We start from the raw sequence: 15092 nt of genomic DNA on the forward strand, positions 1-15092 counted from the left end.
TAATTGTAGGGTGTTATATCGAATTAACTGTCAAATGTGGCACTGGCAGCGAGCCGGCTATCACTAACGACTGTCCCATAGCGTTACATTAGTCAGTGTTTACGTAACTTAATGAACATGTAACAAACAATTTCTAACACTCATCAAAGGCGGCTTTCGTTACCATAGGCTCTATATGCTTATGCCTGTGCTTAATGCATTGTTAGCTTAATGCTTTGTTAATAATAAATACATGATAATTGTTATAGACGTCTTAAGACCTCTTATAATTTTGTTAAATATTTGGAGAATACTATGAACACCCTAACCAAAATCGTCACTGCCTTACCTGCCCTAGCATTGCTAAGCGCTTGTGCCACGACCGCACCGACCACGCCAAACGCTACAAACACGCCAGCATCAGAGAGCGTCACGGATGCCGCTTACGACCGTATGGCACCAGCACCTTATACCTGTACTGATGACAGCCAAATCATGGCAAAACAGTCTATCAATAAAAAACAAGTTATGTTAAACGCCACCATGCCTAAAGTAAAATGGGCAGAGCAGCCAATTATCTTAAACGGCGGCGTACAAGGTGACGTAGCCAGCTATATCAATGACTCAAATCCAGAAGCAGTCTATGCTTGGCATATGAAGGGCGACAAAGGTATCTTTGCTATCAAATGGGCAAACGGTAAAGAATATCAAGTAAACTGCCAGATCGGTAGATAATACTTAAGATTTAGTCGTTAAGCTTTTGCGTTTAAACGACAGAAAGTCAAAAAGCCAAACCAATAAAGTACGTCAAAAGCAGTCATCAAAAGATGGCTGTTTTTTTATGCGTGTTAATAGTCTCTGTCAGTGCCATGGTTGAATGTTCAACACGCCCTAATCAAATAACGAAAATAGCGCAGGTAATATCGAGGTATTAGAAAGTGTGGATGACACACCCTAGAGAAGCCAAGCAAAAGCTGGCAAAATAGCACAACGGATAATCATAACGACCACTCATAACGACCAATAACAAAGAGGATACATCGATGGGAATGCGCTTAACGAGTATATTACTAATGGCTACTGCTGGTTGGGCGCTAGTAGGTTGTGACCAGCCAACTGAGGTGGCTGAACCTGCGACTGAGCAAGCAGCAGTGTCAAGCGATGGCACTGCACAAACCTCAGCGCCTGCCGCCTACACCATCGATTGGTCGTCGGTCGCGAGCGGCGAAAAGCCTGCTGAGCGCAGTACCTATGAGTACCCCTTTGCCATCGATAGCCAAAACGTCCTCGATTATGCCGAGTATTTTGATATGGATACTGCTACTGCCCAGCACAACCTCACGGTGAGCATGGCGAGCAACGAAGCACTTTCAAAAGTGCTAGATCAGCTGAGCGAGCGCTATACCTCACACGAGATTATCGATAGTGAAGAGATAAAACTTGTCATTCATACCACGCCTGACGTGGCGGCCAGCCGTTATGATTATGTATTGACGGATGACTTTGCAAAAGGGTTGGTCTTGCCTATCGTCATTCAGCCAGATGGTAAAAAAAGTGAGGCAAAGGCGCATGGGGAAATGGCGGAGTAGAAGCTATAGAGGCTGTTTGAGCAGTAGTGTCATGGTCGAATGTTCAACACGCTCTATAGTAACTCATCTTATCTCGTGCGCTGGGCGCGCCCTACTCAAATAGATGCAGAAAATTTTCGCTCTGCTCTTGCGCGAGGGACGAGCGCCGAGTGAACCACTAAAGGAAGACGGCTCATGACCCGCATATTTGCCCACTATTAAAGCAAGCGATGCTGAGGCCATGCTTTTGTTTTTCACTATTACCGAACCTAAAATTGCAGTGCAATTTTTTAACGGCTCTCATCCCCAACCATCGCCAAAAACGCTGCCTCATCTACTATCTGTACGCCAAGCTTTTCTGCTTTGGTCAGTTTTGAGCCAGCTTTATCACCTGCCAGTAGCGCGGTGGTTTTTGCCGAGATGCTACCTGAGACTTTGGCACCGAGCGCTTGTAGCTTGGCTTTGGCTTCATCACGCGCCATGCTATCGAGCGCACCGGTGATGACCCACGTCTGCCCATCAAGTGGTAGCCCTTCTGCTGCGAGCTGCTCGACTTTGTCCCAATGCACGCCCGCCTCGCGTAGCGCGGTGATGACCTCGATATTGTGCGGCGCGCGGAAAAACTCATAAATCAGCTCGGCGGTGATCGCACCGACATCAGGCGTGAGGAGCAGTTTTTCGATACTGGCAGACATTAAGGCATCAAGCTCGCCAAACTGCAGGGCGAGGTTTTGCGCGGTCGTCTCACCCACGCCGCGAATGCCAAGCGCGTAGATAAAGCGTGCGAGTGTCGTCTGCTTGCTGGCGTCGATAGCACTGATGAGGTTTTGTACCGACTTTTCGCCCAGCTTTTCAAAAGTGATCAGCTCGTCGGTATGGTTGTGTAAGTCATAGATATCAGCGACGGTTTTGATAAGGCCATGCTCAAAAAAACTCATCAGCCAGCGCTCGCCCAGCCCATCGATATCCATCGCCCGCCGTGAGACAAAGTGGATAAGCGCCTCGACTTGCTGCGCAGGACAAAACAAACCGCCGCTACAGCGCGCCAAAGCCTCACCCTCTGGCAGCACCACAGGCGAGTCACACACGGGGCAAGCCGATGGTAGCTCGACTGGCTTTGCGTCTGCTGGACGCTGGTCGTGCCAGACACGCGTGACTTTGGGGATGACGTCACCGGCACGATGCACACTGACCATATCGCCTGCGCGCACATCCAAGCGCTGAATTTCGCCAAAGTTATGCAAGGTGACGTTGCTGACCGTCACCCCGCCGACTTGCACCGGCTCAAGCTTACCCACAGGTGTGATCTGCCCGGTGCGCCCCACTTGCCATTCGATATCGTTTAAGCGCGTCATCACCGTCTCGGCAGGGAATTTGTAGGCCGTCGCCCAGCGCGGCTCACGCGACAAAAACCCAAGCTGCTGCTGCAATGCCAAACGGTTGACCTTAATCACGGTCCCATCAATTTCAAACAGTAGCGCGTCACGGCTCTTGATCACCGATTCATAGTAGGCTTGTGCTTCGCGTGGATTCTGTACCACCTCGACAGCACTCACAGTAAAGCCAAGCTCTTTTAACCAAGCAAGTGCATCGGACTGGGTTTCAATCGCCGCCGGCAGACCTTGATTGACCGAATACGCATAAAACGCCAACGGGCGGCTGGCGGCGATAGCAGGGTCGAGTTGGCGCAGGCTACCGGCGGCAGCATTGCGCGGGTTGGCAAAGGTTTTGTCGCCGCTTTCTTCTGCCAGACGGTTTAAACGTAAAAACCCCGCCTTTGGCATCAGCACCTCGCCGCGCACTTCTAATAGCGGGATGTCTTTTGCCTCACAAAGATACAGTGGCAAATTCCGAATGGTTTTGGCGTTTTGGGTGATGTCCTCGCCTGTCTGCCCATCACCGCGCGTCACCGCTTGCACATACTGCCCATACTCGTATTTGAGTGACACCGCTAGGCCATCTAGCTTTAGCTCCATCTCATACTCAGGGTTTTGCTGGGCATCGCTCAGGCGATCATTGACGCGGCGCATAAAGCCGTGCAGCTCGTCATAATCAAAGACGTTGCCAAGCGATAGCATAGGGATGTCATGGGTCACCTGCGTAAACGCCGACAGCGGTATGTCGCCGACTTGGTTGATGGGGCTATCGGACTGCACCAAATCTGGATATTCTTTTTCGATCTCAAGCAATGCGCGGCGCAACTGATCGTATTCGCTATCGTCCAAAATAGGATTGTCGAGTACATAATAGGCATAATTGTGTTTTTTGATGGCGGCAATCAGCGTGCGCATCTGTGCCACGATGTCATCAGGTGTGGCGGGTTGTTGGTTTTTTTGTGCCGTGGCAGGCGATAAGTGCAGGTCGGTCATAGTCAGCGTCTTGATTATTCTAGATGCTGATATCATAACAAGTTTGGCTAATATTGTGATAAACCGCTCATAAAAAAAGCAAAAAACATCACACTATCATGATGTTTTTTGCCTTTTGGTTTTGTTTTTTATTGGTTTATTTAGCGCTGGCGCTTAGGCTTCATAGTCACGGACTTGGTTGCGTAGCTGCTGCTTGTATTCGGGCGTGATCGGTTCGTTATTTTCATCAAGTAAGATGGCGTCCAAATCGCTTGCCATCATATAAGCGATGCTCATCATACTATCAAAGCTGCGCAGCGCTTGCGGATGCGGCAATGACAAAAACACCACCACACCGTTATAGACATTGGTCGCGACGCTATGCGGATCAAAAGGGGCGATACCGCTTTCGGTGATGCCCATCATACTAAACCATAGCATGCCTGTGCCGTCTTTTTTTTCATAGCGGTGAAACATGTTCATCGCCCCATAACGCAGGCCATATTTGTCAATCAATGCCAGCAAATCACGGCCACGAATAATCGCCGCTGGGCGATCACGATACTGGGTTGGCAAAATAGTGATGTTAATGTTGTCTTTGGCGTTGATAAGCGGCGCGTTTTGCGCTTCATCGACCGGCTCTGAGAGGTGCTGATCTAGTATGGGGCTGTTGCTATCAAAGCTTGGCTCTTCTGCCGTATCAATCGATGGCATCAAGCTGTCAGTCGCCGATACCAAACTTGAGAACGCATCGAGCTCTTGCTCACTGCCCATCTGCGCCGCTGTGTCGGCAAACTCTGCATCGTCACGGCGCAGCTCAGCTTCCTGCCAGCGCATATAGTCTTCATCATTGCTATCAGGCGTATCATTGGCCGAGCTTTGCACCGTGGCTGACGGGGTCTCGGTATTGTGAGGCGCAGTCACAGGCTCTTGCTCAACCACGGTATCTAAATAACTGCGATCAGGGCCGATACTGGTCTCGCCGGCGACAGTGTCTTCTAAATCTGGCTGGTCGACGATGCTGCGCTCATGACGCGGTATGATCGGGATGCCGTTTTTGTCATAATTGACGACAGGAGCGTCAGCGCTGCTACGACGCTTAAAGCTACGAATGACCATATACAGTCCTGCGAGCACGATAAACGCAGCAATGGCAATCAAGATAAACTGAATAGCGGTCATGAGAGATACATCCTAATATATGACAAAAGGGAATACACAAGAAACAATAAATGGCAATAGTCTAGCATGGCTTATGAATATCGTCATCATATAGTCATCGTTTCTCATCAGCCTGACACAGTTGTGTGACGTTGCTGGCGTGCTATTTACTATACCATTGCTCGCCGCTTGCTGTTATCACTATTTTATTGCTCCGTGATTTGTTTTGTCTAGCGCCTGTCCTCATTCTCCTTGTTATTCACTAATATAGCGCGCCGCCTCATCGAGCGAGACGCTTACCAAACGAGAGACCCCAGCGCTTGGCATGGTGATGCCTTTGAGCTCATCGGCGATCTGCATGGCCAGCTTATTATGACTGATAAAGATAAACTGCAAATCATCTGCCAGCTCATGAATGAGGCTAGTAAAACGCCCGACATTAGCATCATCGAGCGGCGCATCGACCTCGTCAAGCACACAAAACGGCGCAGGATGCTGCTTAAAAATGGCAAAAATAAGACTGAGCGCTGTTAGGGTTTTTTCGCCGCCTGAGAGTACCGCAAGGCGGCTATTACGCTTGCCTTTTGGCTGCGCCATCAAGGTCAGCCCTGCCCGCCACTGCTCTGATTTGGGCGTGTTTGCTGGTAGATCCTCTAAGTTTAAAGTCAAGCTTGCCTGACCGCCGCCAAAGACTTTGGCAAACAAATTGGCAAGCTCGGTATTCACCGCCTCTAAGGTCTCGATAAACAAGGTCTTGGTGGTCTCGTCGATAGCGGCTATCGCCTCGCTCAATGTCTCCATACTGGCAGTGATGTCAGTGGTCTGCTGCGCGAGCGGCTCTAGGCGTTCATTGACCTCAGCCAGCTCTGCCACGGCGGCCAGATTGACCGCGCCAATCTTGCTGATTTGCTGCTCAAGCTTGGCTTTTTCGCGCTCAAGCTCGGCGACTTTATCAGGGCGCACGCGGCGATCATGGGCGATAAAATCCGCCAACAAGCTTGAGACACTCATCAATTGCGCGGTGTCACCCTGTTCGCTGGTACGGTGATACTCGGCCATGGCTTCTTCAGCATAGCGACTCGCCTCATCTAAACGCGCGGTGCTCAATGCCAGCTCAGTGGCAAGATCGGCCTGCTCGCTTTGCTGCGTCTGTAGCATCTGCTGTAGCGCATCTAAAGTCGCCTGCTGCTGATTGTAAGTTTCTTTTAGCGCGGTTAAAGCCGCAGCGCGCTCTGCCAAGAGCGACTGCTGCTCATCGCGCGTTTGTTGCAGTGCCTGCAAGGCGGTCTGCAGCGCGGGCAGTTTGTTTTGCTGCTGCTCATACTGTGTTTTTAAACTTTTCTCGTTTTGTTGCGCCTTATCATATTGCGCATTTGCGCGTTTTAGGCTACTGCTACTGTGCTCAAGGCGCATCTGGCTTTGCTGTACACGCAGCTGCAGAGCTTGCCAAGCGTCGTCATCTGCTTGCTGACGGCGCTGCTGCTCACGGCGCTCAGTTTGCAATTGCTGCATAGTCGCCTGCGCCTCAGTGATTTGCGGCGCAAGGGCTGCCAGCTCGCTTGCGATATGCTGCTGCTCATGCGTAAGCGCCTGCTGCTCGTGCGCCAGTTCCTGCTGCTCTTGCTCCAGGGCTGCTTTGTCGGCAGTTAGGCGCTGGCTATCTGCTTGCAGGCGCTCAGCGGCAGCGCGCTGGGTTGTCAGCTGCTCCTGATATTTATATTTATCACGCGTCAGCTGCTCAGCTTGCGCCCGCGCCTCCTCTAATCCAATCGTCAATGCATCATAGCTTCGCTGATTATTGGCAATGGCTTTTCGCTGCTCTTCTATTTTATCTTCAAGCCCATCAAGCAGCTCTTCTAATGTTTGCAGACGCTCGCGCTGCTGTAGGCGCTGCGTCAAAAATTGACTATTGCTGTCGTTTTGACCATCTTGCGCACCAATAAGCTTGCCAAGATTTATCGTACCTTGACGACTGATAAGCCAGCCATCAGACGTTAGCAAAATCGCTGACGGTGGGAGAGCTTTTAATATATCTGCCAGCACATCGAGGATCTGATGACTGTTTGTTGTAAGGTCTGCTGTATATAAATAGCACTGCTGCCAAAGCGCTAATTTAGGTGCAGCTACCAGCTGTGATAAAGGCAGTACTTTATCAGTCAAAGTATTTGGCAATGCGCCAACAAATGGCTTTTCGTTTACATCATTTTCCTTAGCAGATAGCCACAAGCTATGACCCGTTTCTATTGACGAGTTGTCCTGTTTATTAGTCTGCGCGTTTTGCGCATTCTGATAAGTAAGCAAATCCCTTAAGTTATACTCAAGCGCTTGCCATAAGCTATTCGCTTTTTGCACCTCGCCGTTAACTTTTTCACTACTTGCTTGTTTAGAAGCCAGCACATGACTATCAAGCCATAGTGCTAGCACCTTATCGAGCAGCTCAGCATGCTGCTTGCCGGCGGCGCTCAGCTCAATCTGCTCGCGCAAGGTGGTAATGGCTAAGTCGTTATCGTTATTTACTACTTGATTTGCCAAATCAGTTGTTACTACATCGGTGGTTTTTACCTTAGCAGCCTGTTGTGATTTTGGCGTAGGTGTTGGATGCAGTATCTGATGCAAGGTGTCGTATTCACTGGTCAACGCTGCATGACGTTTTTCTTCCTCGCTCAGCGTATGCTGCTGCTTATATAACAGCTGCTGCAAGTCATGCGCGCGCGGCTGCAGCTCGGAGAGTCGCTCATCGACGCTATCTTGTTGGCGCTCAATCTGTTGTAGCTGTTTATTCAGCTCAGCAATGTGCGACGCTAAGGTCGGACTTTGTCCATCTGCGCTATGTATATTGGCCGCATTTACTTTGGCAGACAGTGACTGCTGTAGCTGCTGCCAGAGGTTTTGCCAGTTTTGCTGGCGGCGCTGCCATTTTTCATGGCTTTGCTGCTGGCGTTTTTGTGCTTGGCTATTAATCGCTTGCTGCTGCTCTAGCACACGATGATTGCCTTGTAGCCGTGACAGCTGGTTTTGTGCGTCATGATAGGCGTGCTGTAGCGGCCGCTCGTCACGTTGATGCGTCTTGCGTTTACTCGCTATCTCATCGAGCTGCGGGCGCAATTTTTCTAGCACGTTTTGCTGCTCGGCTTGCTCGGCGGTAATGCGTTCAATCTCATTGACGGCCTGCTCGCGCTGCTGCGCCAAGCTGGTCATCTGCTGCGCCAAACTGGCAAGCTGCGATTTGGCATCGTTTAGCGCGTGCTCGGCATTTTGATAATTGAGCTGCTGCTGATAATGGCGGCTTTGTGCATCGTCTTTGAGCCATTGCTCTTGATTGATATGAGCCGTTAGCTTATCTTGCTTGGCTTTTAGATCCTCATACTGTGCTTGCAGGCGAGCGGTTTCAGCACAGCTTTGCTCATGGGCGCGTTTTTGCTGCTGCTGGCTATGCTTGGCCTGATACAGCTGCTGAATGGCCAGCTGCTGCTTGATGTCCGCCAGTGTCAGTGCCAGCGCTTTATAACGCTCAGCGCTAGCGGCTTGCTTGGACAGGCGTTTTTGTTGACTGACCAGCTCGCTTTGCATGTCATGCAGGCGCGCCAGATTGTCTTGGGTTTTCTCAAGTTTTTTTTGTGTCTCTATTCTGCGTGCTTGATAGCGCGATACCCCAGCCGCCTCTTCGATAAACTCACGTAGCTGCATCGGGCTTGACTCGACAATACGCCCAATCATGCCTTGCTCAATGACTGCATAACTGCGTGCGCCAAGTCCAGTACCCAAAAACACATCGACCACATCACGGCGGCGCGCGCGCGTGCCATTGATAAAGTAATCTGAGCGTCCCTCTTTATTGACCTGACGGCGCACAGACAGCTCATGGTACAAATTTAATTCATGGCGAATGCCAGTTTGCTCATCTTGAGTATGCTCAAAGGTCAGCTCGACACTGGCGACACTTTTGGCCGCTTTGTCTTGGGTACCGGCAAAGATAACATCGCTCATCGCCCCGCCGCGTAACTGCTTGGCGGAGGTCTCACCCAGCACCCAGCGAATGGCATCGATGACGTTGGATTTGCCGCAGCCGTTTGGCCCGACGATGGCGGTGATGCCATGACGAAAGGTAAAGGTCGTAGGATTGGCAAAGGATTTAAATCCTGCCAGCTTAAGAGATTTTAGACGCATGAAGGATCGACAAACTTAACAAAAACAGGCGGCTATTCTACCGCAAATGATGACGATTTTTTGGACTTTGTGCAGGTGTGATACTATGGCTTGATGTTCAAGCGATTTATCTAAACATAAAAAACAAAAGGAAATAAAATGGCTGATTATAATCCACAAGAATTGCAGAAAAAATATGAGCAGTGGTGCGAGCTATATCGCCAGCAACTAGAGGCGCAAGAGCAGTTCGCACAAGCAGCAGCGCTGCTAAATGACCTAAAGACCTACTATCTGGATCCACAGTGGATGAAAGATCGTGAAGCAGATCTGCCCATCGAGCACTCGGGTGAAGCACACTCTATCTTTAGCGAAGATGCGTTATGGAGTATGCTCACCGACCATGACGAGCTGGCCATAAAATGGATGCGCTTGGGCCTCGATGCGCTTGAGAAAAGATAAGTCATATCACCCCAATCGCACTCAGCAGCAACTGCCCGCCGGCAAACAATAACAACACGCCAAACGCGCGCTTAAGCGTGGCGGCTGGCAACACATGGGCAAGCTTGGCACCGACCTTTGCCATCATAAAGCTGGCGACGGATATGCATAAAAACCCTGTGATATGGACAAAACCGAGCGTACCCTCAGGCAAATTGACCACGTCTTGACCAAACCATGCAAATCCTACCACGCCTGCCACCACAATCGGTAAGCCACACGCGGCCGAGGTGCCAACCGCTTGCTTCATTGGCAGTCCTGCCCAGTTTAAAAACGGTACGGTCAAGCTACCACCGCCGATACCAAAGATAGAGGACGCCATACCAATCCCTGTGCCCGCGCCAAACTGCACGCCAGCGGGCGGCAAAGGCTTGCCGAGCTGCTCTTTGTTAGACAAAAACAGCATCTTTAGCGCGACCAATAACGCACCAACACCGATGATGGCTTGCAAGACTTTTCCATCGATCATATCGGCGATGCCGGCACCGACAAGGCCTCCGATGACCAAGCCCAGCGCCATCTTGCGCCAGACTTCCCAGCGCACACCGCCGCGTTTATTATGTGCTGTCAACGAGCTAATAGAGGTGACAATGATAGTCGCAAGCGAGGTACCGATCGCCAGATGGGTGATGACGTCAGGCGAAAAGTCATAGGCGGTAAATATCCACACCAAGGCGGGCACAATAATCATACCGCCGCCTACCCCAAACAAGCCTGCACTGACCCCAGCAAACGCCCCTGCAATCACAAACCACACATATAACATCATTAGCTCAGCCTTTTATTTTGGGAGTATTTTTAGCGCATCTACGCATTTGTAGGTCTTAGGCACAGCACGCAAGGAAAACTTATACCAGTAGTGCGTTTAACTTTATATAACCGTTTTATTTGCAATTGACTATATATTCTATTTGCCAAACCTGCAGCTGATCTTTATGCTATTTGATTACCGCCACTAAGCCGCGTCACTATGATTATTCATGCTCATTCGCGCTTATTCATACCAAGCCGTGACCCGCGCTCAGTATAGCAAAGATTGTTCCTACGACCTTAACCACATCGACGAAACTTATGCCGCCATCAGCCCCTTTATCTGCCGCTTCTTTTGACGCGCCTTTTGACCCTTTAGCCGAGGCCTCTACGCCAACTGTATCAGATACATCGCCAACGCTTGTACATTTGCCTGAGCTCAACCATCGGCACCTCGCTAGTAGCGCCTCAACCAATAGCGAGCTGATCACAGCGGTACAAGATGGCACGCTTTATGCCGCACAGATGCATCTGCTGACTGCCGACACCCAAAGCGCTGGTCGCGGGCAGCACGGACGCTCTTGGCAGTCGCCACCTGGTAATGTTTACTTGTCGTTATATCACCCTGTGCATCAGCCGATTAGCGGTTTGTTGTCTTTAGTCATCGGTGTCGAGCTGGCAAAGATGCCTGTCATTCAAGCGCTCAATGAGCAACTGCGCGCGCGCCAGCTGACGCCTATCGGGGTAAAATGGGCCAATGACTTGGGCTTTTATGCTGCCATATCCAAGCCGGCGCTGACACCCTCTGAGCAAGCAATACAAACTCAGCCGTTCTCAAAGCTTGCGGGTATCTTGATAGAGCCTGTCACCATAGCAGGCAAGTTGGTCGGTGTAGTGATGGGTGTGGGGCTAAATGTACAAGCGGCACCAGCGCTGACCGCGCAGACTTGCGAAGGCATGAGCTATCAGGCGATCAGTCTACAAGATATCTGTCAGATGCTGCCTGACGCGGCGACGATACGCTTGCCAAATCTCAAAACACTCTATCAGCAAATGAGCAAAGCGCTGATGGCAGCGATGACGCGTTTTGAATATTTTAGTTTAGAAAAACCCACCGGTCATACCTACTATTTGGATCGTTTTTTAGAGCAGTTTGATGACGTCGATGCCCTCGCAGGACGGCGCCTACGTGTCACTCAAGAGCATCATGGCAATAGCACTGTAGTGACAGGATATGCCTGCGGTATCGATACACATGGGTGTTTGCAATTGCGCCAAGATAACGGTAATATTTCTGCGCTTTTTACTGGACGCATTGACGTGATTCATCAGGCCTAACGCATAGAGCCTGCGGGCGCTATCGCCCTTATGGCATAAAAGTCTCTGGGTTTTATTGACAAGCTTCATCTACAAGCTTTGCCATAACATTTTTTAGTGAATTGACTATATAAAGGGATTTTTATGCTCTGGTTAGATCTTGGCAATACCCGCTTAAAATACTGGCTCACCGATGATATCGGTCAGATCGTCGACCATGATGCCAAGCAGCATTTGCAAGCGCCTGCCGAATTACTCATGGGTCTCACCGATCGCTTTGAGCGATATGCGCCCGATTTTATCGGTATCTCATCTGTGCTCGGCGAAGCGCTCAATATAAAAGTCACCGAAACCCTCAGCCGTCTAAATATCCCGTTTGAGTTTGTCCACGTCGATGCCGCGCACCCATTGATGCGTAGCGACTATAACGATCAGCAGCTCGGCTGTGATCGCTGGCTACAGATGCTAGGCGCAGTCGATAAAAAAAAGCGCCAGTGCGTGATAGGTTGCGGGACCGCGGTGACGATTGACTTGATCGATCATGCGACACATTTGGGCGGCTATATTTTTCCCAGTATTTATTTACAGCGTGAGTCGCTATTTTCTGGTACCAAGCAAATCACCATCTCTAACGGTGCCTTTGATAGCGTCGGTCAGGGCATGACCACCCAAGACGCGGTGCATCGCGGTATACTGCTCTCTATCGTTGGCGCGATTAACGAGATCAGCCATCGTCATCCCAACTTCGAAGTCATCATGACTGGTGGTGATGCCGCCATTATCGCCCAGCATGTCAATCGCCCAGTACGACTACGTGATGATTTACTACTAAATGGTCTGGCACGCTATTTTGACCATAGTAAACAGACATAACATTTTTGATCTAAGATTTTTATAAGACATAAAATAAACATAAAAAAGCAGGACGTTTTAAGCGACCTGCTTTTTTGGTTTAATGTGAAATTACGTGTTTCTACTTAGTCTCGTTAAATAACTCACGCCCAACCAGCATACGACGTATCTCACTGGTACCCGCGCCGATTTCATAGAGCTTGGCATCACGCCAGTAGCGGCCAAGTGGATACTCGTTGGTATAGCCATTTCCGCCAAAGATTTGAATGCCCTCGCCTGCCATCCACGTGGCTTTTTCGGCGCACCACAAGATCACACTGGCGCAGTCTTTGCGCACTTCTCGGCTATGATCCGCGCCGCGCGCGTCCAACATGTCGAGGTTTTTACCGACCGTGTATAAAAAGCTGCGTCCCGCCTGCAAGATGGTATACATATCCGCGACTTTACCTTGGATCAGCTGAAACTCACCAATCGCTTGACCGAACTGCTTACGGTCGTGGATATAAGGCACGACATTATCCATCACCGCTTGCATGATACCGATAGGGCCTGCGGCAAGTACCGCACGCTCATAATCAAGACCGCTCATTAGCACCTTGACGCCATTGCCGACGCCGCCTAAGATATTATCTTTGGGGACTTCGACATTATCAAAGACCATCTCACCGGTATGGCTGCCGCGCATGCCGAGCTTATCGAGCTTTTGTGCGGTGCCAAAGCCCTTCATGCCTTTTTCTACGATAAATGCGGTCATGCCTTTGGCACCCAGCTCTGGATTGGTCTTGGCATACACCACCATCACGTCGGCGTCTGGGCCATTGGTGATCCACATTTTGCTGCCGTTTAACACATAATGGCCGTCTTTTTCTTCGGCTTTGAGCTTCATGCTGACCACATCTGAGCCAGCGCCGGTTTCACTCATCGCGAGCGCACCGATGAATTCACCACTGATGAGCTTAGGCAAATATTTTTGTTTTTGCGCCTCATTACCATTGCGTTTAATCTGGTTGATGCATAGGTTTGAGTGCGCGCCATAGCTTAGTGCTACAGAGGCAGAAGCGCGGCTGATCTCTTCCATTGCGACCATATGAGCCACATAGCCCATGTCCGAGCCGCCGTACGCTTCAGGAACAGTAATGCCATGCAGACCTAGGTCGCCCATCTTTTGCCATAGATCCATTGGGAACTCATCGCTGCTGTCGATTTCGCTGGCGCGCGGAGCGATTTCATTAGCCGCAAACTGCTGTACCACGTCACGCAGTGCATCGATATCTTCGCCAAGCTGGAAATTTAATCCGGGTAAACTCATAACCATTCCTTGTATTTTGATGTTTAATTTCTTAAAAATTTAGATCCATTTAAAAAGAGACCATATAGCTGGTACAAATTTTTATCGCTTGCTGTGCGACTGCGTCACTCCAGAGGCTTCAAAAAATTTATACCAGCTATCTATTCATTTACTTCTATTCATTTAGCTTATGACTCGCTTTATTTTTTCGTTAAGACTGACGCTTATTAATCAGCGCACGCGCCACGCTTGAGCCATTGCGGCGACCCAAGAATTCACTGATACGCTCACCAGCGACGACCAGTTTATCCAAATCTATGCCTGTGTTGATACCCATACCATGCAGCATGTAGACGACATCTTCGGTGGCGACATTACCCGTTGCACCTTTGGCATACGGACAGCCACCAAGACCCGCAACCGAGGTATCAAATTCGCTGACGCCCATCTGTAAGGCGGCCAAGGTATTACTGACGGCTTGACCATAAGTATCATGAAAATGCCCTGATAGCATGCTGATATCAGCATATTCTAAAGCAGCTTGTAGGGCGCGCTGCACTTTCAGCGGCGTACCAACACCAATCGTATCAGCAATACCAATCTGCTCAGCACCAATCTCTACCAAACGTTTGGTGACATACGCTACTTGGCTTGGGTCAATCTCGCCTTCATAAGGACAACCAACCGTGCAAGAGATGACGCCGCGTACCTTTATGTCCTGCGCTTTTGCCGCAGCGGCAACGGGTGCAAAACGTTCAATACTTTCATCGATACTGCAATTGATGTTTTTTTGACTAAAGGTTTCACTGGCTGAACCAAAGATAACGATTTCATCAGGGCGGTAATTGATAGCATTATCAAAGCCGCGCATATTGGGCACCAGTACCGAATAAATAACGTCATTATGCCGCGTCTCTGCCAGCGCGGTCATCAGTTCACTGTTGTCGCCCATTTGTGGTACCCACTTTGGCGAGACAAAACTGGTTGCTTCCAGCTTTTTGACGCCTGCTGCGATTAAATCGTTAATCAACGTTTGCTTAACCGCCGTCGGTACCGTCATGGCTTCGTTTTGCAAGCCATCACGTGGGCTGACATCAACGATGGTGACGTGCTCTGGATACGAATGGCTCATGATTATTATCCTTTCATTTTTCTTATATTTCGGTTCTTATAATCGAATCCACA

At 49.9% G+C, this 15092-nt stretch carries 11 protein-coding genes; 5 read left to right on the forward strand and 6 right to left on the reverse strand.

Translation table 11 applies throughout. The features are described from left to right. Positions 1–294: 294 nt before the first annotated feature. Together AADH33_RS11030 and AADH33_RS11035 are read left to right on the forward strand one after the other, a co-directional pair. Positions 295–714, forward strand: coding sequence for a hypothetical protein (locus AADH33_RS11030; protein WP_348548899.1), 420 nt, complete (start codon positions 295–297; stop codon positions 712–714). 338 nt (positions 715–1052) lie between these two features. Beyond that, the gene (locus AADH33_RS11035; RefSeq protein WP_348548900.1) at positions 1053–1568 is read left to right on the forward strand and encodes a hypothetical protein; all 516 of its coding nucleotides are present in this window, start codon (positions 1053–1055) and stop codon (positions 1566–1568) included. Between the two features lie 269 nt (positions 1569–1837). Here AADH33_RS11035 and ligA read toward each other — a convergent pair whose 3' ends face one another. From ligA to AADH33_RS11050, 3 genes are all read right to left on the reverse strand, one after another. Further along, complete coding sequence (gene ligA, locus AADH33_RS11040) at positions 1838–3916, reverse strand: NAD-dependent DNA ligase LigA (protein WP_348548901.1); 2079 nt, start codon at positions 3914–3916, stop codon at positions 1838–1840. A gap of 153 nt (positions 3917–4069) precedes the next feature. Beyond that, positions 4070–5077 carry a cell division protein ZipA C-terminal FtsZ-binding domain-containing protein gene (locus AADH33_RS11045; protein WP_348548902.1) on the reverse strand — a complete coding sequence of 336 codons (1008 nt, stop codon included), beginning with the start codon at positions 5075–5077 and terminating at the stop codon, positions 4070–4072. Positions 5078–5311: 234 nt separating this feature from the next. Continuing rightward, on the reverse strand, positions 5312–9223 hold the full coding sequence (locus AADH33_RS11050) for an AAA family ATPase (RefSeq protein ID WP_348548903.1): 3912 nt from the start codon (positions 9221–9223) through the stop codon (positions 5312–5314). 138 nt (positions 9224–9361) lie between these two features. Here AADH33_RS11050 and AADH33_RS11055 point away from each other — a divergent pair, with 138 nt between their 5' ends. Then, positions 9362–9661: a DUF4298 domain-containing protein gene (locus tag AADH33_RS11055; protein WP_348548904.1), complete on the forward strand. Its 300-nt coding sequence runs from the start codon at positions 9362–9364 to the stop codon at positions 9659–9661. Position 9662: 1 nt separating this feature from the next. On the opposite strand, the gene AADH33_RS11060 is transcribed toward AADH33_RS11055, so the two are convergent. Then, positions 9663–10466, reverse strand: a complete 804-nt coding sequence (locus AADH33_RS11060; RefSeq protein ID WP_348549983.1) for a sulfite exporter TauE/SafE family protein — start codon at positions 10464–10466, stop codon at positions 9663–9665. Positions 10467–10771: 305 nt separating this feature from the next. On the opposite strand from AADH33_RS11060, the gene AADH33_RS11065 reads away from it, so the two are divergent. Together AADH33_RS11065 and AADH33_RS11070 are read left to right on the forward strand one after the other, a co-directional pair. Continuing rightward, entirely contained in the window at positions 10772–11788 is a 1017-nt protein-coding gene (locus AADH33_RS11065) for a biotin--[acetyl-CoA-carboxylase] ligase (RefSeq protein ID WP_348548905.1), read from the forward strand. Between the two features lie 123 nt (positions 11789–11911). Continuing rightward, positions 11912–12640 (forward strand): pantothenate kinase, encoded by a 729-nt coding sequence (locus AADH33_RS11070; RefSeq protein ID WP_075101988.1) that lies wholly within the window; start codon positions 11912–11914, stop codon positions 12638–12640. 100 nt (positions 12641–12740) lie between these two features. Here AADH33_RS11070 and AADH33_RS11075 read toward each other — a convergent pair whose 3' ends face one another. Together AADH33_RS11075 and AADH33_RS11080 are read right to left on the reverse strand one after the other, a co-directional pair. Beyond that, on the reverse strand, positions 12741–13928 hold the full coding sequence (locus tag AADH33_RS11075; protein ID WP_348548906.1) for an isovaleryl-CoA dehydrogenase: 1188 nt from the start codon (positions 13926–13928) through the stop codon (positions 12741–12743). A 190-nt stretch (positions 13929–14118) separates the two neighbouring features. Then, on the reverse strand, positions 14119–15039 hold the full coding sequence (locus tag AADH33_RS11080; RefSeq protein WP_348548907.1) for a hydroxymethylglutaryl-CoA lyase: 921 nt from the start codon (positions 15037–15039) through the stop codon (positions 14119–14121). Positions 15040–15092 lie beyond the last annotated feature (53 nt).

Origin of the sequence: Psychrobacter sp. KFRI-CH2-11 (assembly GCF_038239325.1) — a bacterium.
Classification (GTDB): domain Bacteria; phylum Pseudomonadota; class Gammaproteobacteria; order Pseudomonadales; family Moraxellaceae; genus Psychrobacter; species Psychrobacter celer.